Origin of the sequence: Pseudomonas sp. ok266 (genome assembly GCF_900110195.1) — a bacterium.
GTDB lineage: Bacteria > Pseudomonadota > Gammaproteobacteria > Pseudomonadales > Pseudomonadaceae > Aquipseudomonas > Aquipseudomonas neuropathica.
The window spans coordinates 260,235-280,719 of sequence record NZ_FOCU01000002.1 but is presented as its reverse complement, the minus strand read 5'-3'; the positions used below and the strand labels follow the sequence as shown (position 1 = coordinate 280,719).

Genomic DNA, 20,485 nt, shown 5'->3' with positions numbered 1-20,485 from the left:
GGGGCCACAGCTCACAATGCGGAGAAATCGATGGCCTGATACAAATCGGCGCCAATGCCGGCAAAACTCAGCAACGCCGGCAATTGCCCGGCGAAACCCTGAAAACTGTGGTCGCCGCCGGCCTGAATACGCAAGGCGCAGGCGCGGTAATACTGCTGGGCGAGGCGATAGTCCAGTGTTTCATCGCCGGTCTGCAACCACACCTGATAACACTGCGCATCCTGAGGCGCCGGCACTTCCAGTTCGGCGAGGGCCGTGACGTGGTCGTGGGTCAATTCCCAGGTTTCATCGGTATACAGGTTTTTCTGCGGGCCCAGATAGCCGTCGAACATCCGGTGCGGGCTGACCGCCGGGTTGACCAGCAGGGCTTTCAGGCCATGGCGCTCGGCCAGGTGAGTCGCATAGTAGCCGCCGAGTGAGCTTCCCACCAGCAGCGGGCTGCCCAGTTCGGCAATCGCTTGTTCCAACTGACCGATGGCTTCGCGCGGGTGATGATGCAGGGCCGGGACACGCAATTTGTCGCTCAAACCCAGCTGCTCCATCACGGAGACCAGCTGACAGGCCTTTTTCGAGGCCGGAGCGCTGTTGAAACCGTGGATATAGAGGATCGAACCGGACATTTGAGCTCCCTGGGTGTCGGTTTGGGTTTGCGGAGTTTACAGGGAGAGAAGCGCGGATTGGGGGTGGTTTCGAGAAATTGGTCATTCAGCAGGGGCGGCCCTCACCCTAGCTCTCTCCCAAAGGGAGAGGGGACTGAATGGGGGATATTCAAGTGCTACACCGACTTGAGCGAGCTTCAGCGAATCCATAATCAACACATTCTTTCAGGTCGATGGATACCTCGGTCGGCCCCCTCTCCCTCCGGGAGAGGGCTGGGCGGACGGCGTTCCGATGAGGGGCTTTTGATTCGATCAGTAGCCGTTGGAACCGTAATCAACCGTGAAGGCAAAATCGCTGACGCGTTCAACCCCGGTCTCCAACCGCCCATCCGGCAACAACCGCAACCAGCGATACCCCGGCGCCTGCTCACCCACCTTAAAGTCCACACTCCCCGGCTCAAACTGAATGCACGTCGACGGCGAAGCCAGCAAACGTACGCCGTTGCGAGCGCAGTCAATCTCCTGATGCACATGCCCCCACAACACCGCCCGGGCCTGCGGAAAACGATCCAGCACTTCGAAAAATGCCTCGGGATTGCGCAAACCGATCGGCTCCATCCACGCACAACCAATCGACACCGGATGATGGTGAAAGCACACCAGATGATGGCGCTCCGGTGCTTCGCTCAGCGAACGGACCAGCAGTTGCAATTGATCGTCCTGCAGAAACCCCGGCACCGAACCCGGCACCGCCGAATCCAGCAAAGTCACCCGCCAGTTGCCGATATCGACCACTGGCTCCAGCAGCGTACTTTGCACGGCGGCCTGGGCCATGATCATCGGCTCATCATGATTACCGGGAATCCAGCGCGCCGGGGCAGTGATTTGGGCGCTCATCTGGCGAAACTGCTGATACGACTCCAGCGTGCCGTCTTGCGAGATATCACCGGTGGCCAGAATCAGATCGATCTGCGGCTGTTGTTCCAGCACCAATTCGATGACCTTTTGCAGGCTTTCACGGGTGTTCATGCCCAGCAGCGTGCCGTCCGTTTCAGCAAACAGATGGCTGTCGGACAACTGCACCAGCAGCGCCGTATCGGCGGAGGTCAACGTGGATACGCTCGGCAAGGCGCTCTCCCAAGGCAAAAGCACGGAATCGATCAAGTGCCGCAATTATGCTGGGGGATCAGGGAAAGAGGAAACCGCCGAACCGGACGCAGTTCACAACTAGCGTACGACTTCATACTCATGCCCCAACGCCAGACAGTGACTCAACCATTCCCCCAGGAACAGATTGAGCTGAGCCTTTTCATCCGGCTGATGCATCGCCGCGTTCGGGTAAGGATAGATGCCGCGAAAGCGTCGTGCATGTTCGGCGCTGACCACTTCGGCCATGCGCGCGTCGTGATAGACCTGGACTTCCAGTTGCGGCACCGGCAGCCATGGCAGGCTGTGTTCCTGACGCACCTGCAAAGTGGTGGTGTACGGGCAGGTTTGTAGCACTTCGAGGGCCAGCACGCCGAGCATCTGCTCGCCCTGAGTGACGGCGATGCGCCGCGCCTCGGGTTCGTTGCGCATGTCCGGAACTAGTCGCATCAAGCGCGCGTAGTTGGCCTCGCAGGCGGCTTGCAGCCCCACGAGGTCGACTCGATAACGATCGCGCAGCTTGTTTACGACCATAACCCCCTCACTTCGGCGCGGTTCAGCGCCAGCCATTGCAAGGCGATGATGCTCGCCGCGTTGGCAATGCGACCGTCACGGACGGCCTGCAAGGCATCTTCGAAAGCCCAGACCGTGACGCGGATATCTTCTGCCTCTTCTTCCAGGCCATGTAGGCCGCCAACGCCTTCGGTGCTGCAACGCCCCAGATACAAATGCACAAACTCGTTGCTGCCGCCCGGCGACGGGAAATATTTGGTCATCGGCCACAGGGCCTTGATGTCCAGCCCAGCTTCCTCCTGCGCCTCGCGGTGAGCAACTTCTTCCGGTTGCTCATCCTTGTCGATCAGACCAGCGACCAGTTCGACCAGCCACGGATTGTCGGTCTTGCCCATGGCGCCGACGCGGAACTGCTCGATCAACACCACTTCGTCGCGCTGTGGATCGTAGGGCAACATGCACACCGCATCGTGACGCACAAACACTTCACGGTTGATCTCGCGGCTCATGCCACCGGCGAACAATTCATGGCGCAGGTGCAAACGATCGAGTTTGTAAAAACCCTCGTAGCAGCGCTCGCGTCGCACGACGTCGACGGTGGTCGGAATGGCGTTGGCAAAATCAGTCATGAGCATCCTCTTTACTGCAGATCCATTACGAGGTTGCTGTTGGTGACTGGCAACCTCGACTTCGCGCCATCCTAACGCGCCCGAACGGTTTGATGCAGCCCCTTTACCGTCAGCGGGATGGACGGTGGAGGCGAAACCCACTCTAATTAGCTTAGTGGCGAACTGACTGCTTCTGCGAGAGTCGAAGCGGATATCTTTTTGCCTTCCCCTGCTTTCGAAAGGACGCCCATGTCGCTTTTCAAAATTGCCTCCGTGGCCGCCATCGCCCTGACCCTCGGCGCGTGCGCAAGCCTGTTCCAGCCCAACTACCGCACACCGCTGGAAACCACCCGCGATGCGTCGGAACAACTTAAGCCTGGATGTTCCAACCCTGATTGCCCGCTGGTGAACATCGACACCCTGCGCTTCCCGGCCGAACCTGCGCTGGACGGCATTATCGAAAAACGCCTGCTGCAAATGACCCGCACCGAGAAAAACGCCCCGGTGGCGCCAACCCTGGCGGCCTACCGCGATCAGTTTCTGGCCAGCGCCGGCCCACGCAACAGCAGCTACCTGCAAGCGAAAGTACGTGAGCAGCATGACGGCTTGGTGATCATCGAACTATCGAGCTACCTCGACACCGGCGGTGCGCATGGCACACCGGGTCGCGGTTTCATCAACTATTCGCGCCAGCAGCATAAAGTACTGAACCTGTCCGACATGTTGATGCCGGGTCAGGAAGAGGCATTCTGGAAAGCGGCACAAGTCGCGCACAACAGCTGGTTGATCAGCACCAAGCTCGACCAGGAAGCGGACTTTGTGAAGAGCTGGCCGTTCGTGAAAACCCCGAACGTGGCGCTGACCTATGGCGGTGTGATCCTCAAGTACGACGTGAGCACCATTGCGCCTTACGCACTGGGCCACGTCGAACTGAAGATTCCTTACCCGCGTCTGAACGGCATTCTCAAGCCCGAGCTGTTTCCCGGCCGTAACTGAAGGCCCGGCCCAGCACGAGCTGCAACAGCCCTGCCAGCACCAGCGCCGGCAGGGTTGCGCCGACATCCGGATACAGATTCGCCAGCAAGTGGTAGGTGCTCACGCCGCCCAGCCACGCCAACAACGCCGGCCAGCGCAACGCGGCTGACGCGACCTGAGCACTACGCTTGCGCAGGATGAAGTGATCCACCAGCACCACGCCGAACAGCGGCGCAAACACCGAACCGATCAGCAGCAGGAAATTCTGGTACTGCGCCAATGGCGCCAGCAGGGCGATCAGCGTGCAGATCACGCCGATGGCCAAGGCCAGATGTTCGACTTTCAGGCGCAACAGAATCCCGCTCGATACCGCTGCCGAATGAATGTCGGCGAAGGCGTTTTCCGACTCATCGAGCAGAATCAGCAGCAGCGGAATGCCCAGACCGGCGCCAGCCAGAGCCAGCAACAGCGCGTTGACTTCACCGCTTGGCGCAAAGGCCAGGGTGTAGGCGACGCCAAGGCTCATCAGCCAGAAGTTACCGATGAAGAAACCGACCGCAGTGCCACCAAACACATTCTTCGCGCGCTTGCCGAAACGCGAGTAATCGGCGATCAGCGGCAGCCACGACAGCGGCATCGCGATAGCAATGTCGAAGCCCACGGCGAACGGCATCGAACCGTCACCGGCACGCGACCAGAGATCGGCCAGATCGGCTTTGGCGAACAGGTTCCAGGTCAGCCAGAGGCACGCCGCCAGCAACAGCCAGATGCCCCACTTGCGCAGGATCTGCCGGACGAAAGTCAGCGGGCCGCTGACCGCGAGCAACGTCGCCAACGCACCGAAAAACAGTGTCCACAACAGCGGGCTCGACCACAACGAACCTTCGCTGAACGCCCGGGTGCCGAGCAGGCTGGCGGCGTCGCGCATGACGATGATTTCGAACGAGCCCCAACCGATCAGTTGCAGCAAATTCAGCAGCGCCGGCAGGCTCGCGCCCTTGCTGCCGAGGCTGAGTTTCAGCGCGGCCATCGACGACAGGCCGGTGTCGCTGCCGATCACGCCGACGGCGGCCAGCAGCAAAACGCCAACCAGTGTACCGAGGAAAATCGCCAGCAGTGAACCGGACAAGCCCAGGCCAGGCGCGAGCAATGCGCCGGTTTGCAAAACCATCAGGCCGATGCCGAGGGAGAACCACAGGGAAAACAGATCGCGACCGCCGAACACACGCTTGTCGGCGGGTACGGCGAGGTCGGGGGAATAGGTGCTGGGTTGAATGCTCAAGGGTGTTATCTCAGAGGGACATTTGTTGTTGTGTTGATCGCATTCGCGAGCAAGCTCGCTCCCACACTTGAATGCATTCCAAAGTAGGAGCGAGCCTGCTCGCGAAGGGGCCCTCGCAGGCCCACCCTTTTCAGGTCAGATCAAACCTTTTTGTACAGCTGACTGCCTTCCTTCTTGAACCGCTCGGCCTGTTCCGCCAGGCCTTGGGCGACGTCCACGTCGACCGCGTCGATCCGCTGGTTGGCCGCGTATTCGCGGACTTCCTGAGTGATCTTCATCGAGCAGAATTTCGGCCCGCACATCGAACAGAAGTGCGCGACCTTCGCCGAATCCTTCGGCAGGGTTTCATCGTGATACGAACGCGCAGTGTCCGGGTCCAGACCGAGGTTGAACTGGTCTTCCCAACGGAACTCAAAGCGCGCCTTGCTCAAGGCGTTGTCGCGAATCTGTGCACCCGGATGCCCTTTGGCCAAGTCCGCTGCGTGCGCGGCGATCTTGTAGGTGATGATCCCGGTCTTCACGTCATCCTTGTTCGGCAGGCCCAGGTGTTCCTTAGGCGTCACGTAGCAGAGCATGGCGCAACCGAACCAGCCGATCATTGCCGCACCGATACCCGAGGTGATGTGGTCGTAGCCCGGCGCGATGTCGGTGGTCAGAGGGCCGAGGGTGTAGAACGGCGCCTCGTCGCAGCACTCCAGCTGCTTGTCCATGTTCTCCTTGATCAACTGCATCGGCACGTGGCCCGGGCCTTCGATCATGGTTTGCACGTCGTGCTTCCAGGCGATCTTGGTCAGTTCGCCGAGGGTTTCCAGTTCGCCGAATTGCGCGGCATCGTTGGCGTCGGCAATCGAACCCGGACGCAAGCCATCACCCAGCGAGAAGCTGACGTCATAGGCTTTCATGATTTCGCAGATTTCTTCGAAATGCGTGTAGGCGAAGTTTTCCTTGTGATGCGCCAGGCACCACTTGGCCATGATCGAACCACCACGGGAAACGATACCGGTCACACGTTTGGCGGTCAGCGGCACGTAGCGCAGCAACACGCCGGCGTGAATGGTGAAGTAGTCGACGCCCTGCTCGGCCTGCTCGATCAGCGTGTCGCGGAACAGCTCCCAGGTCAGGTCTTCAGCCGCGCCACCGACTTTTTCCAGCGCCTGATAGATCGGCACCGTGCCGATCGGCACCGGCGAATTGCGGATGATCCACTCGCGGGTTTCATGAATGTGCTTACCGGTGGACAAGTCCATGATGTTGTCCGCGCCCCAGCGAATGCCCCAGGTCAGTTTCGCCACTTCTTCTTCGATGGACGAACCCAAGGCACTGTTGCCGATGTTGCCGTTGATCTTCACCAGGAAGTTACGGCCGATGATCATCGGTTCCAGTTCGGTGTGGTTGATGTTGGCCGGAATGATTGCGCGGCCACGGGCGATCTCTTCACGGACAAATTCCGGGGTGATGATTTTCGGCACGCTGGCGCCGAAGCTGTGACCCGGGTGTTGCTGGTCCAGCAGGCCGGCGGCGCGGGCCACTTCAAGTTTCATGTTTTCGCGGATGGCGACGAATTCCATCTCGGGCGTGATGATGCCCTGACGCGCGTAGTGCATTTGCGTGACGTTGGCCCCGGCCTTGGCGCGGCGCGGGTTGTTGACGTGGGCAAAGCGCAGTTTGGTCAATTCCGGATCGGCGAGGCGCTCGCGACCGAAGTTGGAACTCAGGCCGGCCAGACGCTCAGTGTCGCCACGGTCGTCGATCCACGCCGAACGCACATCGGCCAGGCCTTTGCGCACGTCGATCACCACGTTCGGATCGGTGTAGGGGCCCGAGGTATCGTAAACGGTAACCGGCGCGTTGATTTCGCCGCCGAAGTCAGTCGGGGTCACATCGAGGGTGATTTCACGCATCGGCACGAGGATGTCCGGGCGCGAGCCCTGAACGTAGACTTTTTGCGAACGGGTGAACGGTTTGACCGATTGCTCGTCGACCTTGGCCGAGTCACTCAGGTTGATCGCGTTTTTTGATTTTGTAGTCGTCATCACGGGCTCTCCAGACAGCATCCAGGCAGTGGATTGTCGGAGCAGAACCTGAAAGGCACGGACGCACCAGGACCGGTGCTGTGCCTCGTCGTCGAGCGTTCGATTGTCGAACAATTTCCCGGACGAAGCACAAGAGGACTCGCCGGGTGACGAGAAATCTTGTTCCCTACGCAGGCGCTAACCTGATCAGGTTCAACGGGATCCGAAATTATTCGATCTCAGCCTCATAGCAAGGCACCCCGACAAGAACCCGGCCAGTCTAGACACAACCGGCATAGAACGCCAACACCGCAGCAAACACCATGATGAATGGCATAAATACAGGGGCTTGGCCGATTGTTGTGAGGCAAATGCGCAACTACACTCGCTTTGCCCCGCCACGCCTTGACGCTGTGGGGCCTGCGCCTTACCTTTGGCGCCCGGATTACTTCCATAATATTAATGCTAGGGATCGCCTCATGCTGCGCAAACTCTCACTGGCTCTTGCCGTGTCTTGTGCGTCCAACGCAATGGCCTGGGCAGCAGAAGCGCCCTTGTCGACCAAAACCGATCTGGTCAGCGTCTATCAGGAGGCGGTCGACAACAACGCCGACCTCGCCGCAGCCCGCGCGCAGTACGGCGCACAGAAAGAAGTGGTGCCACAGGCCCGCGCCGGTCTGCTGCCGAACCTGTCAGGCGGCGCTGAGGTGGCCAATGTGCGGACGTCGATCGATCAGCCCTCGGCCACTGCCAACCGCAGCGCTCACTCCTACCAGGCGACTCTGGCCCAGCCGTTGTTCCGCGCCGATCGCTGGTTCCAGTACCAGGCGGCCAAGGACGTCAACGAGCAAGCAGCGCTGCAACTGTCGGCGACCGAACAGAACCTGATCCTGCAATCGGCCGAAAGCTATTTCAACGTGCTGCGCAGCCAGGACAACCTCGCCTCGACCAAAGCTGAAGAGGCCGCGTTCAAGCGCCAGCTCGACCAGTCCAACGAACGCTTCGATGTCGGCCTGTCGGACAAGACCGACGTGCTGCAATCGCAAGCCAGCTACGACACCGCACGGGCCAACCGCATCGTTGCCCAGCGTCAGGTCGATGATGCCTTCGAAGCGCTGATTACCCTGACCAACCGCCAGTACAACTCGATTCAGGGCATCGTCCACACGTTGCCGATCCTGCCGCCGGCGCCGAACGACGCCAAGGCGTGGGTCGATACTGCGGCGAAACAGAACCTCAATCTGCTGGCGAGCAACTTCGCCGTCAGCTCCGCCGAGCAGACCCTCAAGCAGCGCAAGGCCGGCCACTTGCCGACCCTCGATGCCGTAGCCAAATACGAAAAGGGTGACAACGACGCCCTCGGCTTTTCCAACCCGAACGCTTTCGGTGTGCCGTACCGTGACAATGTCGAACAGAGCACGGTCGGCCTGCAATTGAACATCCCGATCTACAGCGGCGGACTGACCAGCTCGCAAGTGCGCCAGTCGTATGAGCAACTGAATCAGAGCGAACAACAGCGCGAATCCCTGCGCCGGCAGATCGTCGAGAACACCCGCAACCTGCACCGCGCGGTGAACACCGACGTCGAGCAGGTGCAGGCGCGTCGCCAGTCGATCATCTCCAACCAGAGCGCAGTGGAAGCCACGGAAATCGGTTATCAGGTCGGTACGCGCAACATCGTCGACGTGCTCGATGCGCAGCGCCAGCTGTACACCTCGGTGCGCAACTACAACAACACGCGTTATGACTACATCCTCGACAACCTGCGTTTGAAGCAGGCGGCGGGAACGTTGAACCCGGGGGATCTGGAAGATCTACGGCGTTATCTGAAAGCCGACTACAACCCGGACAAGGATTTCCTCCCGCCGGATCTGGCCAAAGCGGCCGAGGCGCAGCTCAAGGCCCGGCCTTAAGCCTTAAAAACAAAAGATCGCAGCCTTCGGCAGCTCCTACAGGAAACGTATTCCAATGTAGGAGCAGCCGAAGGCTGCGATCTTTTTTGCTTTACTTGATCAGTCGGCCCAAACCATCCAGCAAACGCTGCAACGCGCCCTGATTGCGGCGCATCACCGCCAGCCCGGCGTCGGCCATACGCTGCGCATCACGCGGCAGCTCAAACAGGCGCTGCACTTCCAGCGCCAGCCCTTCGGCATCATCGACCTCGGCCAACGCTCCGGCTTCGCGCAATTGCGCGGCGATGTCGAGGAAGTTGAACAGGTGCGGGCCGCTGATCACCGGTTTGGCCAAGGCTGCCGGCTCCAGTAGATTGTGCCCGCCGTTGGCTACCAGGCTGCCGCCGACAAACGCGCTGTCCGCCAAGGCATAAAGAAACAGCAACTCGCCCATGGTGTCGCCGAGCAGCACCGACGTCTGCGCATCGACATTGGCCCCAGTCGAACGCCGCACCGTGGCGAAGCCTTCGCGCTGGCACAGTTCGAACACCGAGTTGAAACGCTCCGGGTGACGCGGCACCAGAATCAGCAACGCATCCGGGTGATTGGCCAGCAAGCGCCGATGAGCGTCAAGGATCACTTCGTCCTCGCCTTCATGGGTGCTGGCGGCAATCCACACCGGACGCTCCAGCGCCTGCCACTGGCCACGCAAGTCAGCTGCACGTTGCAGCAGTTGCGGATCGATGGTCAGGTCGAACTTGATCGAGCCGGTGACCTCAACGGTTTCCGGGCGCGCACCGAGATCGCGGAAGCGCTGGGCTTCGGCTTCGGTCTGCACGGCGAACAAACTCATTTCGGCGAGCATCGGCGCGGTCAGTTTGCCGAAGCGGCCATAGCCTTTGGCGGAACGCTCGGACAAGCGTCCATTGGCCAATGCCACGGCAATTCCGCGCTTGGCGCACTGATGAATGTGATTGGGCCACAGCTCGGTTTCCATGATCACCGCGAGCTTGGGCTGAACGCGATCAAGAAAACGCGCAGCCGCACACGGCAAGTCGTACGGCAGATAACAATGCTGGATGCGCGGCTCATTGGCGAACAGCGCCTGAATCCGCTCCGAACCGGTCGGGGTCATGCAGGTCACGGTGATCGGCAGTTGTGGATAACGTTGCAGCAAGGCGCGGATCATCGGCGCCGCAGCAATGCTTTCGCCCACCGACACCGCGTGCACCCAGATGCCGCCGGGCTGCAGCGTCGGCATGCCGTAGGAGAAACGTTCGCCAATCCGCCTGGCATACGCCGGCGCCTTGCGCGCACGCAGCCATAGCCGAATCGCCACCAATGGCAGCCCCAGGTAAAACAGCGCGGTGTAGAGAGTTCTATTCATGGCGGCGGAGTTTATCGACTTTTGTCGCCGATCGCCCGCAAGTGCACGGCAAAACGTTCCGCCAGCCAGCGCGCGGCCGGGCCGAGCGGTTCGTCGCGGCGCCAGACCAGTTCCACCACCAGTGCCGGCGGGGTCCATTCGCTGTCGAGTTCGACCATCAAGCCCTGATAGGCCGAGTACTGCACCACATGCCGGGGCAACCAGGCCCAGCCGAGGTCGCGCACCAGCCATTCGGACATCACGTAAAAACTGTCGGCGCGCCATACCTGCGGGCTGGCCGGCTCGTTGCCGGGATAGACACTGGTTTGCGTCGACATCAACAATTGCCGGTGCTGCGCCAGTTGCTGGCAGGTCACGTAAGACTGCTTCGCCAGCGGATGATTGATGCCGCAGACCGTGACCATTTCGACGCTGCCGAGCACCCGGCGCTCCAGTGCTTCGGGGATTTCATCGTGATAGAACAACAGGCCGAGGTCGGCACGACGCTCGACCAGCTTGCGCGCGACTTCGCCTTGCGCGGCGCTGGTCAATTGCACTTCCAGGCTAGGGAACTGCTCGGCCAGTTCACCGAAACTTTCCACCAGCGCCTGATAGGGCATCGCCTCATCCTGCGCCACACGCAGTTGTGCTTCCTGGCCGCGCAGCATCGCCATCGCCCGGCCATTCAGGCGCTCGCATTGACGCAGGACTTCACGTGCCTCTTCCAACAGCGCTTCGCCCGCCTCGGTGAGCGTTGGCTGACGGCCGCTGCTACGCTCGAACAGGCTGACGCCCAAGTCATCTTCGAGCATGGCAATCGCGCTGCTGATCGCCGACTGCGCTTTACGCTGCTGGCGCGCCACGGCGGAAAACGAGCGGTGTTCGGCGACGTCGACAAAAACCCGCAGTTGATCCAGATTCCACTGCATGCTGATTCACCTACCCATCTCTATAACAGATAGGTAATGACTTTACCCCATCTGGCGAATCACTAGAATGCCGCCTCAGCAAGCAACGTTTCACATTGAGGATTTGAACATGAACGCCTACGCCTACCTGGCCATTGCCATCTGTGCCGAAGTGATCGCCACCGTGTCGATGAAAGCGGTCAAAGGCTTCAGCACGCCACTGCCATTGGTGCTGGTCATCGTCGGCTACGCGATCGCGTTCTGGATGTTGACCCTGGTGGTGCGCACCGTTCCGGTTGGCGTGGCCTATGCGGTGTGGGCGGGCATGGGGATTGTGATGGTCAGCGTCGCGGCGCTGTTCATTTACGGACAGAAGCTGGATATCCCGGCGATGCTGGGGATGGCGTTGATCGTGCTGGGTGTCGTGGTGATCCAGTTGTTCTCGAAAACCGCCGGCCACTAAAATCCAACCACAATCCCTGTGGGAGCGAGCTTGCTCGCGAAAGCGGTTCGTCAGACGCATGATTGCTATCTGACACACCCTCTTCGCGAGCAAGCTCGCTCCCACATTTGGTTCTGCGTTCAACCTGTTGATCATCGACAAATCCGCCCCTTTCCCGAGTCTGTATACTGCGCCCTCGTCTTGAACACTGAGGTCGCTGCATGCCATCCGTTATTTCCACCGACGTTCTGATTGTCGGCGCTGGTGTCGCCGGCCTCTGGCTGAACGCGCGCCTGCGCCGCCAGGGTTTTTCGACCGTGCTGGTGGAAAGCGCCAGCCTCGGCGGCGGGCAGAGTGTGAAGTCCCAAGGCATTATCCACGGCGGCGCCAAGTACGCGTTGCACGGCGCGCTGACTGGCGCCTCGGAAGCCATCGCCGACATGCCGCGTCGTTGGCGTGAGGCGCTGGCCGGCAGTGGCGAACTGGATCTGTCCGGCGTACGCCTGCTGTCCGAGGCCCATTACCTGTGGTCGCCAGGCACCCTCGCCGGCAACCTCACCAGTTTCTTCGCCAGTAAAGCCGTGCGCGGCCGGGTCGATCAGGTCAAGGGCGAGCAACTGCCGCCGGCCCTGCAAGACAAACGCTTCAAGGGCAAGGTCTATCGCCTTGCCGAACTGGTGGTTGACGTGCCGAGCCTGATCCAGCGCCTGGCCGATCTGGCCGGAGATGGCCTGCTCGCCGGGCAAACCATCGAGCCACTGCTGGAGGCCGGCGTGCTGGTCGGCCTGAAAGTCGATGGTCGCGAAATCCGCGCGCAACGCATTGTCCTCAGCGCCGGTGCCGGTACTGCCCAACTGCTCGAAGACCTCGGTTTGAGCCAGCCGGCCATGCAACGCCGCCCGCTGCACATGATCATCGCCAAAGGCCCAGGTCTGAAGCCGCTGTACGCCCACTGCCTGGGCGGCGGCACCAAACCGCGCATCACTGTGACCACGCATCCGGCCGCTGACGGCCAGTGGGTCTGGTACATGGGTGGCGACATCGCCGAAAGCGAAGGTGTGAACCGCGAGCCGGCCGAGCAGATTGCCACCGCGCAGAAAGAGATCGCCCAGTTGTTACCGTGGATCGACCTCAGCACTACGCAATGGGCGACCCTGCGGGTTGACCGTGCCGAGCCACTGCAAACCGGGCTGACGCGCCCGGACAACGCCTTCCTTGCCGAGCAAGGCCGCTTGCTGGTCGGCTGGCCGACCAAACTGGCGCTGGCGCCGGACTTCGCTGACCGGGTCATCGCCGCCCTGGAGCGCGACGGCATCCAGCCACAAGCCACCGAACCATTGCCCGCACTGCCAAAACCACCGCTGGGCGTTCCTGCCTGGGAGCAATTGCTGCCATGACCATTGCCACCCTGCACGATCTGCATCGTCCCTTGGGCAGCACCGGCCTGACGGTTTCGCCGCTGGGCCTGGGCACAGTCAAACTCGGCCGCGACCAAGGGGTGAAATACCCCAACGGATTTCAGATCCCCGGCGATGATGAAGCGCGGATGCTGCTGCGTCAGGCGCGCGATCTGGGCATCAACCTGATCGACACCGCCCCGGCCTACGGTCGCAGCGAAGAACGCCTTGGCCCGTTGCTACGCGGTCAACGTCAAGACTGGGTGATCGTCAGCAAGGTCGGCGAAGAGTTTGCCGATGGCCTCTCGCAACACGATTTCAGCGCAGCACACACACGGATGTCGGTGGAGCGTAGCCTGCAACGTCTTGAAACCGATTTTATCGACCTGGTGCTGGTGCATTCCGACGGCAACGACATGGCGATCCTCGAGCACGAAGAGGTCTACGCGACACTCGCCGCGCTCAAGGCCGAGGGCAAGATTCGCGGCTTCGGTTTTTCCGGCAAAACCGTCGAGGGCGGTTTGAAAGCGCTGGAGCAAGGCGACTGTGCGATGGTCACCTACAATCTGAACGAACAAAACGAGAAGGCTGTCATTGACTATGCTGCTGCCCACGGCAAAGCCATTCTGGTGAAAAAAGCCCTGGCCAGCGGTCACGTCTGTTTGAGTCCGGGCGTGGATCCGGTGCGCGCCAGCTTCGAATTGCTGTTCGCGCAACCTGGCGTGGCCAGTGCTATTGTCGGGACGATCAATCCGCTGCACCTCGCCCACAACGTTGCGACCGTTGCCCAGGTCCTACGTGGTCACTGACGCCGCTTCGCGGCCTTAAGCAGGAGCCGATATGCCGCGCACGCTCATCAGAAAGAACCCGAGCAACTTCAAGACCCTGCCGTTGTACGTCGAAGCCACCCCCGAAGGTCTGACCTACCAGAGCGTCGGCATGCCGCTGAACTTTGCGCAGACCTTGCAGCGGCGTAAACCGGTGAGCGTGGCTGACACCGAGCGCTTCTCGCTGGAACTGGCCAACCTCGGGGTTTCCGTGCGCCTGACCCTGCATTGGCAGAATCGCGACTACTGGGTGCTGGTGCGCCAGCGCCGTCAGGATCGTGGCGATGTCGTGCTCAAATTGATTTCCGGTTACGTGCCGGCGCATGAACTGAATATTCCGCTACACACGGCCATTCAGGAAATTGCCGAAGAGTGTTTGCTGGAAACACCGGAAGGCTGGCTCGGCGGACGTTTCAACGACACCTGGCTGCCGGCGCCCTACTCCGCTGCACTGCATTATCGCGAAGCGCTGCCGTTTCGCCTGACCCCGCTGTCCGGCTCAGCGCGACCGATACGTAGCGCCAATCTGCAATTGCTCGAACGCCCAAGGGCCTACGTGCATCTGCCGACCGCATCGCTGCAATTGATCTACGACTTGCGTCTGGATGTGCCCAAGGAAGCCAAGTCCCTGAGCCTGTTCCACGTCGACGAACGCCTGGAGGGTGATCAACTGGTGGCCCGACTCGACCGCAAACGGCCTGACCTGTACTTGATGCCCCTCAAGGACGGCGCGCCACTGGCAGAGTTGTACACGCTCAAGCGCGACAAACTGGTACCGGCGAGCACCCGGGGTCTTTATCTGGCCGAGAGTTTTGCCACACAAACCGGCTGGGTTGTGCGCGAAGAGCGGATTCGCTGGAAGGACTGGTTGGTGCAGCAGGGCCTGCAACCGGCGAAAGCCCCGCGTCAGGGACTCAAGCAACTGAGTATCAAGGCGCTGCGACTGGTCGGTCTGGGCAAGAAAACCGGTAAATAACGGTTTAGCGGCGACGGTCCCACCAGGTGCGCAACCCGGCGAAGAAATGAAAGTAGCGGTTTTCGCGCTTGCCCATGCCACGCTTGGGCGAGAACGATTCTTCGGCAAATGCACCGGTAATGCGCACCCGCGATGCCTGCGTCGGCAGCGTGCAGATTTTGGCATCGACCTGCTGCAGGGCATATTTAAGCAAGCGTTCGGAATGCAGCTTTCGGCCTGTTGCCTTGCAGAAATCGAAAATACATTCGATGCGCTTGCCGTACGCGACATACGTGTCGCGCCCGCACACGGCAAAACGGTCGTTCAAACCGCCCCACCATTGCCAGTCAGGAATATAAGCGTTGTGCTTGCGAGCCTCGGGGTGAGCGAAGACATAGGCAGGCAATGCGCTGTGAAAGAAATTGTCCGGGCGCACGAACACAACGAAATCCGGATTGAACGGCTCGATCATGCTGGTCACGGTATGCAATGAGTTGAGCTGAAAGATCAAATTGCGCAATGACGCAAAGTCATCTGCCCAGGTATCGCCCTGTGCTTTGACCTGTTCGAAATCCCAGCGCTCCAGCACGCCCTCGGTCGAGGTGAGTGTGCCGGTCATCGATTCGAATGGCTGGTAGTTGTCCGCCTTCAGTTCGCCTTTCTCACCGGATCGCGAGTTCTGCACCTCATCGATCTTGTACAGATGGTAGAAGCACTTTACGTCGCTGCCTGCAGGCAACTGCGCCAGCACATTCTGCTCGATGGAGGGGAAACAGATCGGCGAATTTCTCGGGATCCCGAAAAAAGCCACGGCAATTTTCAACACTCAACAGCACCTTTTGAAAGTAGTTCGGGCCTGCTGGCAACCGGATAGACGATATCGCTTACTTTGGCCGAAACAGCTTTTGCCACCAGCGACGGGTTTGCAGCGGCACCACAATGATGTCCGACTTCTGCAGCCAGTCACGCTCATAGTCCCAGGCATGGCCGCCCCACAGTTTTCCTGCTTCGTTGGAAAAGCCCAGGGTCATGAGCTGATAGGTATAACCGGCATGAGCGCGCAACCAGTCAAACAGCACCAGCGTGTTGAAACCGGTGGAAGGCCCAACGTAGCGCTTGCCGCCCGGGCGGTCGACCGGGTAGTTCCACAGTGGCGGCAGTGGAATGCGATCCCAATACATGGCCACGCGTGGCAGTGGACACATCGGTGCGGCGCAGCCCACCAGCATGCTGAAACAACGTTCGCTCGCCTGTTCGAACATCTGCTGTACCGGCGGCGCGTAAGGCAGACCAAAAAAATACGCGTCCGGCGCGTTGTAGCCATGCACAAAGACATTGACGCTCTGCTTGTTGAGCAGCGCCGCTTTGATGCAGGTATTGAAGCTGACGACGACGTCATCGACGCCAATGTTCAACGCCTGAAAGTCCGCCGCGGTAATGGCCGGGTTGTTGGCAATCAGCACCACCCGAGGCGCACGACTCAGACAGTCGAGAAGTTCTGTCGGTAACGCCCCCGGTACGGACTGATCACCACCGGGCAGCGCATCCAGCGCCATGTGTTCGTCCTTCATTCAGACCGGCACCTTCATCCCGTAACGCAGCTTCACCCAGAATCGCGTGAACGCCGAGGGCGGCTGCCATGGACGCATCTCACGCTGGATTTCCGTAGCCAGTGCCTGACCGACACGGGCAAAGGAATAACGGCTTTGCGCGAACTCCTGGCCATTGCGGGCGATGCGCTCTGCCAGTTCCGGGTCGCTCTGCAGCAGCTGGATCTTTTCCACCGCTTCATCTGCGCTGCGGTAGAACACGGTGTTGTGCATGTCTTCAAAGCCGAGCAGACGGTCTTCTTCGCCCTGACTCCAGGCCAGTAGCACACAACCGCAGGCCATGGCCTCATAGTTCTTGATCATGAACTCGTTCATGCCGATGTCGGCGCTGACGAAAATCCTGATGCGATTGAGCGTCTGCAGGTATTCCGCACCCGACTTGGTACGGGTCACCAGCATCCCGGTTCGCTGCGAGAGCGACTCGAGCATGGCTTTGCGCTCGGCATATTCGGTGCTTTTCAAGCTGCCAAGAAAACCGATGGGAATGTCCCGCTCGACGCCGGTATTGTGCAACATCTGCTCGTCATAACCTTTGGAGACGAACACCGTATCGATGCCTTCAGCAAGCATCTTGCGCGCGACCACAGCACCGGACACCAGCGCCCGGCAACTCGGCAGGCGACGGTAGAGCCGTGAATACACGCCGCGGTATTTACTCGCTGGCATGTAGTTCTGGTAGGCGTCGTGTTCGAGGAAGACCAGCCCGGGGATGCATTTGAGCACCTGCAGTTGCGTGGCCAGACGTTTGACCCGGGAGAAAATCACCACGCGATCGAAGGTCTGGTAATCGACCGAGGCCAGAAACGACCCCAGATTCAACTGCTGTTTTTTGCTCAAACGATAGATGAAACACTCATCACAGTTCTGCTGCACGATGTCGTAGAGCCGGTCGAGAATGACCCGCTGCTCGTCCATCACCAGGAGCATGACTTTCATAGGTTAATTGACCACGCGACGAAGGCAGGCAAGCGCATCGGATTCAAAGCTGCCTACATCAACGGAAACGGTAAAATCCCCAAGGCAAAATCCGTTCACACGCAGTACACAACGGTAAAAATTCATCTGATCAACGACTGCGGATCTTCTCGACAATCGCAGTTGTCGAGCTGTTTTCCACCAGTCCCAGCACCTTTACGGTACCGCCATAAGCAGTGACGATATCAGCGCCGACTACCTGATCGATGCCGTAATCGCCGCCCTTGACCAGCACGTCCGGTTTGACCTCGCGCAGCAGGTTCTCCGGGGTGCCTTCAGGGAAACTGATCACCCAGTCCACAGCGCCGAGGCCGGCGAGAACCGCCATGCGCCGGTCAACACTGTTGATCGGGCGGCCCGGGCCTTTGAGACGGCTGACCGAAGCATCATCGTTGACCGCGACAATCAGCCGGTCGCCCTGTGCCCGCGCCTGCTCCAGGTAGGTCACATGGCCGGCATGGAGGATGTCGAAGCAGCCGTTGGTGAAGACGATCTTCTCGTTGTGCGCACGGGCATCGGCCACGGCGAGCAGCAACTGCTCCAGCCCCAACACTCCGCGCTCGGAACCTTCTTCACGCTGAATGGCGCGACGCAGTTCCGGGGCGCTGATGGCGGCCGTACCGAGTTTGCCAACCACGATGCCGGCGGCCAGGTTGGCCAGCGCAACGGCGTGGGGCAGGTCTTCACCGGCGGCAATCGCTGCCGCCAGGGTGGAGATCACCGTGTCACCGGCACCGGTGACATCAAACACTTCACGGGCACGGGCCGGCAGGTGCAGCGCCGGCTGATCCGGACGCAACAGGGTCATGCCATGTTCGCCGCGCGTTACCAGCAGCGCACCGAGTTCGAGGTCGTGCATCAGGGCGGCGCCCTTGCTCACCAGCTCATGCTCATCGACGCAACCGCCGACGATGGCTTCGAATTCGCTGAGATTGGGAGTGATCAGGCTGGCGCCGCGATAGATCGAGAAGTCCTTGCCCTTTGGATCGGCCAGCACCGGAATGTTCTTCGCGCGGGCGGCCTGGATCAGCGCCTGATGGTTTTTCAGGGCGCCTTTGCCGTAATCGGAGAGCACCAGCACCTTGATGCCTTCGAGCAGGTCGTCGACCTGCGAACCAAGGGCCAGAGCGTCGGTGGCGAACGGTTCTTCAAAGTCGATACGCAGCAGTTGCTGGTGCCGGCTCATGACCCGTAGCTTGACGATGGTTGGCTGGTGCGCGATGCGCTGGAACAGAGCGCGTACGCCCGCGCCTTTGAGACTGTTGCTCAGGCTGTCGGCGGCTTCGTCATCGCCGGTCACACCGACCAGCGACGCCGGCGCACCCAGCGCGGCAATGTTCAAGGCAACGTTCGCGGCACCGCCCGGACGGTCTTCGATCTGCTCGACCTTAACGACCGGCACCGGCGCCTCAGGGGAAATCCGTGAGGTTCCGCCATGCCAGTAACGGTCGAGCATGACATCGCCGACTACCAAGACCGGGGCTTGATCGAAACGCGGCATGGACAACTTCATGGAGCAACCCACATACAAAATGAACAGGGGCGCGATATTAACACAGGGTAAAGCGCCGTCCGCCTCAATCTGAAAGGTCGCGCACCCAGAACAACTCGTGACGCCGGACCGCCTTGCGGAAAAACTCGTTACTGCCCGTTTCAGGCCAGCGACGGCCGGCCAGAGCCTGCTGGATCCAGCGGCGCAATTGCCGTTTGAACGCCTGTCGGCCCTGCAGATCGTGTTCCATGGCCAGCGCCATGGCTTTGTCCAGTTGCACGTCAGCCGACAGCAGCGGACTCCACAGGCGATCAGCCGGTAGCGGCTCGATGGCGGGAGGCAGCGGAACACCCGCACCGGCAGGCCCCATCGGCCAGCGATCATTGTCGTGCAGGTGATTGGCGTACAGCAGCAGGGTCGCCGGTTTCCAGCTACTGCGTTCGATAGCCTCAAGCAGCGCTTGGGCCGACGCTACATGATCACTGTGGGGATCGAGTTCAGGATGCGGTGTAACGACCACTTCCGGGCGATAGTGCTCAAGCAGGGCCGTCAGATCACCCAGCAGGTTTTGCCAGGTCGACTGCCCGTCAACGTCGGCGGGCAGGATCAATGGGTTATGCCGGCGCACACTGCGAATATCGTTTTCCTGCGATTCCCGGGAGCCGAACGCCTGGGTCGGCGCTTCGGCCATCGACGGCAGTTGCAGGCAGTAATAGCCCAATTGCACACAACGCTCGGCAGGCACGCCCCCCCACAGCGGAATCACCAGGCTGTCCCAACTGCGCAAGCGGCCCTTTAATCGTGCTGCTGCGGATTGATCAAGGCCCAGGCGCTGAAAGTCTTCAGCCTCGATCTCACCCTGGGTCAGGGTGACGATGCTGACGTCTTCGCATCGACTGTACAGACCGAAGGCGGCGAGTTCTGCATCATCGGCATGGGGCGCGATGACCATGACCCGCTGGCGGCTGTAGTCCGGATTGGCCATTACCCACAACACGCCCGTCGCAGCAGGTACGCAATATCGGCCACGCAGCGTCAGAGCCCCTTGCGCCAGCGCATCGACCTGCCCCGACAGATTGAGGAAACGCCGCCCTCTGACGCCCCGCTCCAGATCCTGACGATCATCGCCCACCTCAACATAGGGATCGAGCCAGCGCCCCAGCCAGGTGGACTTCACTTCGAGTTCGAGTACCAATGTCTCGCCCTGCGCCAGCGGTTCGCTCAGGCCTACCACGCCGCCCTCAAGACTCACGGCCTGCCGCGCGGTTTGCGGCGGAAAGTCGTATTGATAGTCGTCGGTAGGCCGGTAGAACAAATGGTCGGCAAACCAGGCCTCGTGAGCGACCCAGGCCAGCACCAGCAACAACGGCACCAGCCACCACGCGATCAGCACGCCGATCAGCAACAGCGCCAGCACAAAGGCGATCAGGAACAGACGCTTGTTGCGCCGATGGGCCTTGAGAAGCTGTTGCTTGCGAGCGCTCAT

Annotated in this window: 19 protein-coding genes and 1 riboswitch; of the genes, 6 read left to right on the top strand and 13 right to left on the bottom strand. The window is 60.6% G+C overall.

Annotation, left to right across the window (positions count from 1 at the left end; genetic code table 11):
* Nucleotides 1–11 precede the first annotated feature (11 nt).
* From BMY54_RS04790 to BMY54_RS04775, 4 genes are all read right to left on the bottom strand, one after another.
* Complete coding sequence (locus BMY54_RS04790; protein WP_093430154.1) at nt 12–620, bottom strand: YqiA/YcfP family alpha/beta fold hydrolase; 609 nt, start codon at nt 618–620, stop codon at nt 12–14.
* A gap of 291 nt (nt 621–911) precedes the next feature.
* On the bottom strand, nt 912–1,727 hold the full coding sequence (gene cpdA, locus BMY54_RS04785) for a 3',5'-cyclic-AMP phosphodiesterase (RefSeq protein ID WP_093430153.1): 816 nt from the start codon (nt 1,725–1,727) through the stop codon (nt 912–914).
* 99 nt (nt 1,728–1,826) lie between these two features.
* Nucleotides 1,827–2,279, bottom strand: coding sequence for a DUF1249 domain-containing protein (locus tag BMY54_RS04780; protein ID WP_034151669.1), 453 nt, complete (start codon nt 2,277–2,279; stop codon nt 1,827–1,829).
* Entirely contained in the window at nt 2,270–2,887 is a 618-nt protein-coding gene (locus BMY54_RS04775) for an NUDIX domain-containing protein (protein WP_093430152.1), read from the bottom strand. Before BMY54_RS04775 ends, BMY54_RS04780 begins: the two co-directional genes overlap by 10 nt.
* Before the next feature lie 228 nt (nt 2,888–3,115).
* Between BMY54_RS04775 and BMY54_RS04770 the strand changes: the two genes are divergently transcribed.
* Nucleotides 3,116–3,862: an RsiV family protein gene (locus tag BMY54_RS04770; protein ID WP_093430151.1), complete on the top strand. Its 747-nt coding sequence runs from the start codon at nt 3,116–3,118 to the stop codon at nt 3,860–3,862.
* Here BMY54_RS04770 and cytX read toward each other — a convergent pair.
* Entirely contained in the window at nt 3,831–5,123 is a 1,293-nt protein-coding gene (cytX, locus tag BMY54_RS04765; RefSeq protein WP_093430150.1) for a putative hydroxymethylpyrimidine transporter CytX, read from the bottom strand. The genes BMY54_RS04770 and cytX overlap by 32 nt on opposite strands.
* 140 nt (nt 5,124–5,263) lie before the next feature.
* Nucleotides 5,264–7,156 carry a phosphomethylpyrimidine synthase ThiC gene (gene thiC, locus BMY54_RS04760; protein ID WP_093430149.1) on the bottom strand — a complete coding sequence of 631 codons (1,893 nt, stop codon included), beginning with the start codon at nt 7,154–7,156 and terminating at the stop codon, nt 5,264–5,266.
* A gap of 146 nt (nt 7,157–7,302) precedes the next feature.
* Nucleotides 7,303–7,408: riboswitch (TPP riboswitch) on the bottom strand.
* Nucleotides 7,409–7,614: 206 nt separating this feature from the next.
* Between thiC and BMY54_RS04755 the strand changes: the two genes are divergently transcribed.
* A complete protein-coding gene (locus tag BMY54_RS04755) occupies nt 7,615–9,048 on the top strand; it encodes a TolC family outer membrane protein (protein ID WP_093430148.1) in 1,434 nt (477 codons plus the stop codon).
* A 91-nt stretch (nt 9,049–9,139) separates the two neighbouring features.
* On the opposite strand, the gene waaA is transcribed toward BMY54_RS04755, so the two are convergent.
* Together waaA and BMY54_RS04745 are read right to left on the bottom strand one after the other, a co-directional pair.
* Nucleotides 9,140–10,414 carry a lipid IV(A) 3-deoxy-D-manno-octulosonic acid transferase gene (gene waaA, locus BMY54_RS04750; RefSeq protein ID WP_093430147.1) on the bottom strand — a complete coding sequence of 425 codons (1,275 nt, stop codon included), beginning with the start codon at nt 10,412–10,414 and terminating at the stop codon, nt 9,140–9,142.
* Between the two features lie 11 nt (nt 10,415–10,425).
* Nucleotides 10,426–11,322: a LysR family transcriptional regulator gene (locus tag BMY54_RS04745; protein WP_093430146.1), complete on the bottom strand. Its 897-nt coding sequence runs from the start codon at nt 11,320–11,322 to the stop codon at nt 10,426–10,428.
* Nucleotides 11,323–11,431: 109 nt separating this feature from the next.
* Here BMY54_RS04745 and BMY54_RS04740 point away from each other — a divergent pair, with 109 nt between their 5' ends.
* The 4 genes from BMY54_RS04740 to BMY54_RS04725 all read left to right on the top strand — a co-directional run bounded on the left by BMY54_RS04740 (nt 11,432) and on the right by BMY54_RS04725 (nt 14,943).
* Entirely contained in the window at nt 11,432–11,764 is a 333-nt protein-coding gene (locus tag BMY54_RS04740) for a DMT family transporter (RefSeq protein WP_016985677.1), read from the top strand.
* A 200-nt stretch (nt 11,765–11,964) separates the two neighbouring features.
* A complete protein-coding gene (locus BMY54_RS04735) occupies nt 11,965–13,140 on the top strand; it encodes an NAD(P)/FAD-dependent oxidoreductase (RefSeq protein WP_093430145.1) in 1,176 nt (391 codons plus the stop codon).
* Nucleotides 13,137–13,949, top strand: coding sequence for an aldo/keto reductase (locus BMY54_RS04730; RefSeq protein ID WP_093430144.1), 813 nt, complete (start codon nt 13,137–13,139; stop codon nt 13,947–13,949). The genes BMY54_RS04735 and BMY54_RS04730 overlap by 4 nt, the downstream gene beginning before the upstream one ends.
* A 31-nt stretch (nt 13,950–13,980) precedes the next feature.
* Nucleotides 13,981–14,943 carry a metal ABC transporter ATPase gene (locus BMY54_RS04725; protein WP_093430143.1) on the top strand — a complete coding sequence of 321 codons (963 nt, stop codon included), beginning with the start codon at nt 13,981–13,983 and terminating at the stop codon, nt 14,941–14,943.
* A gap of 4 nt (nt 14,944–14,947) precedes the next feature.
* Here BMY54_RS04725 and BMY54_RS04720 read toward each other — a convergent pair whose 3' ends face one another.
* From BMY54_RS04720 to BMY54_RS04700, 5 genes are all read right to left on the bottom strand, one after another.
* Nucleotides 14,948–15,748, bottom strand: a complete 801-nt coding sequence (locus BMY54_RS04720) for a hypothetical protein (RefSeq protein WP_093430142.1) — start codon at nt 15,746–15,748, stop codon at nt 14,948–14,950.
* Between the two features lie 58 nt (nt 15,749–15,806).
* Complete coding sequence (locus BMY54_RS04715; protein WP_093430141.1) at nt 15,807–16,493, bottom strand: hypothetical protein; 687 nt, start codon at nt 16,491–16,493, stop codon at nt 15,807–15,809.
* The gene (locus BMY54_RS04710) at nt 16,494–17,468 is read right to left on the bottom strand and encodes a glycosyltransferase family protein (RefSeq protein WP_093430140.1); all 975 of its coding nucleotides are present in this window, start codon (nt 17,466–17,468) and stop codon (nt 16,494–16,496) included.
* A gap of 130 nt (nt 17,469–17,598) precedes the next feature.
* Nucleotides 17,599–19,020 (bottom strand): bifunctional D-glycero-beta-D-manno-heptose-7-phosphate kinase/D-glycero-beta-D-manno-heptose 1-phosphate adenylyltransferase HldE, encoded by a 1,422-nt coding sequence (hldE, locus tag BMY54_RS04705; RefSeq protein WP_093430139.1) that lies wholly within the window; start codon nt 19,018–19,020, stop codon nt 17,599–17,601.
* Between the two features lie 64 nt (nt 19,021–19,084).
* On the bottom strand, nt 19,085–20,485 hold the full coding sequence (locus BMY54_RS04700; RefSeq protein WP_093430138.1) for a PIG-L deacetylase family protein: 1,401 nt from the start codon (nt 20,483–20,485) through the stop codon (nt 19,085–19,087).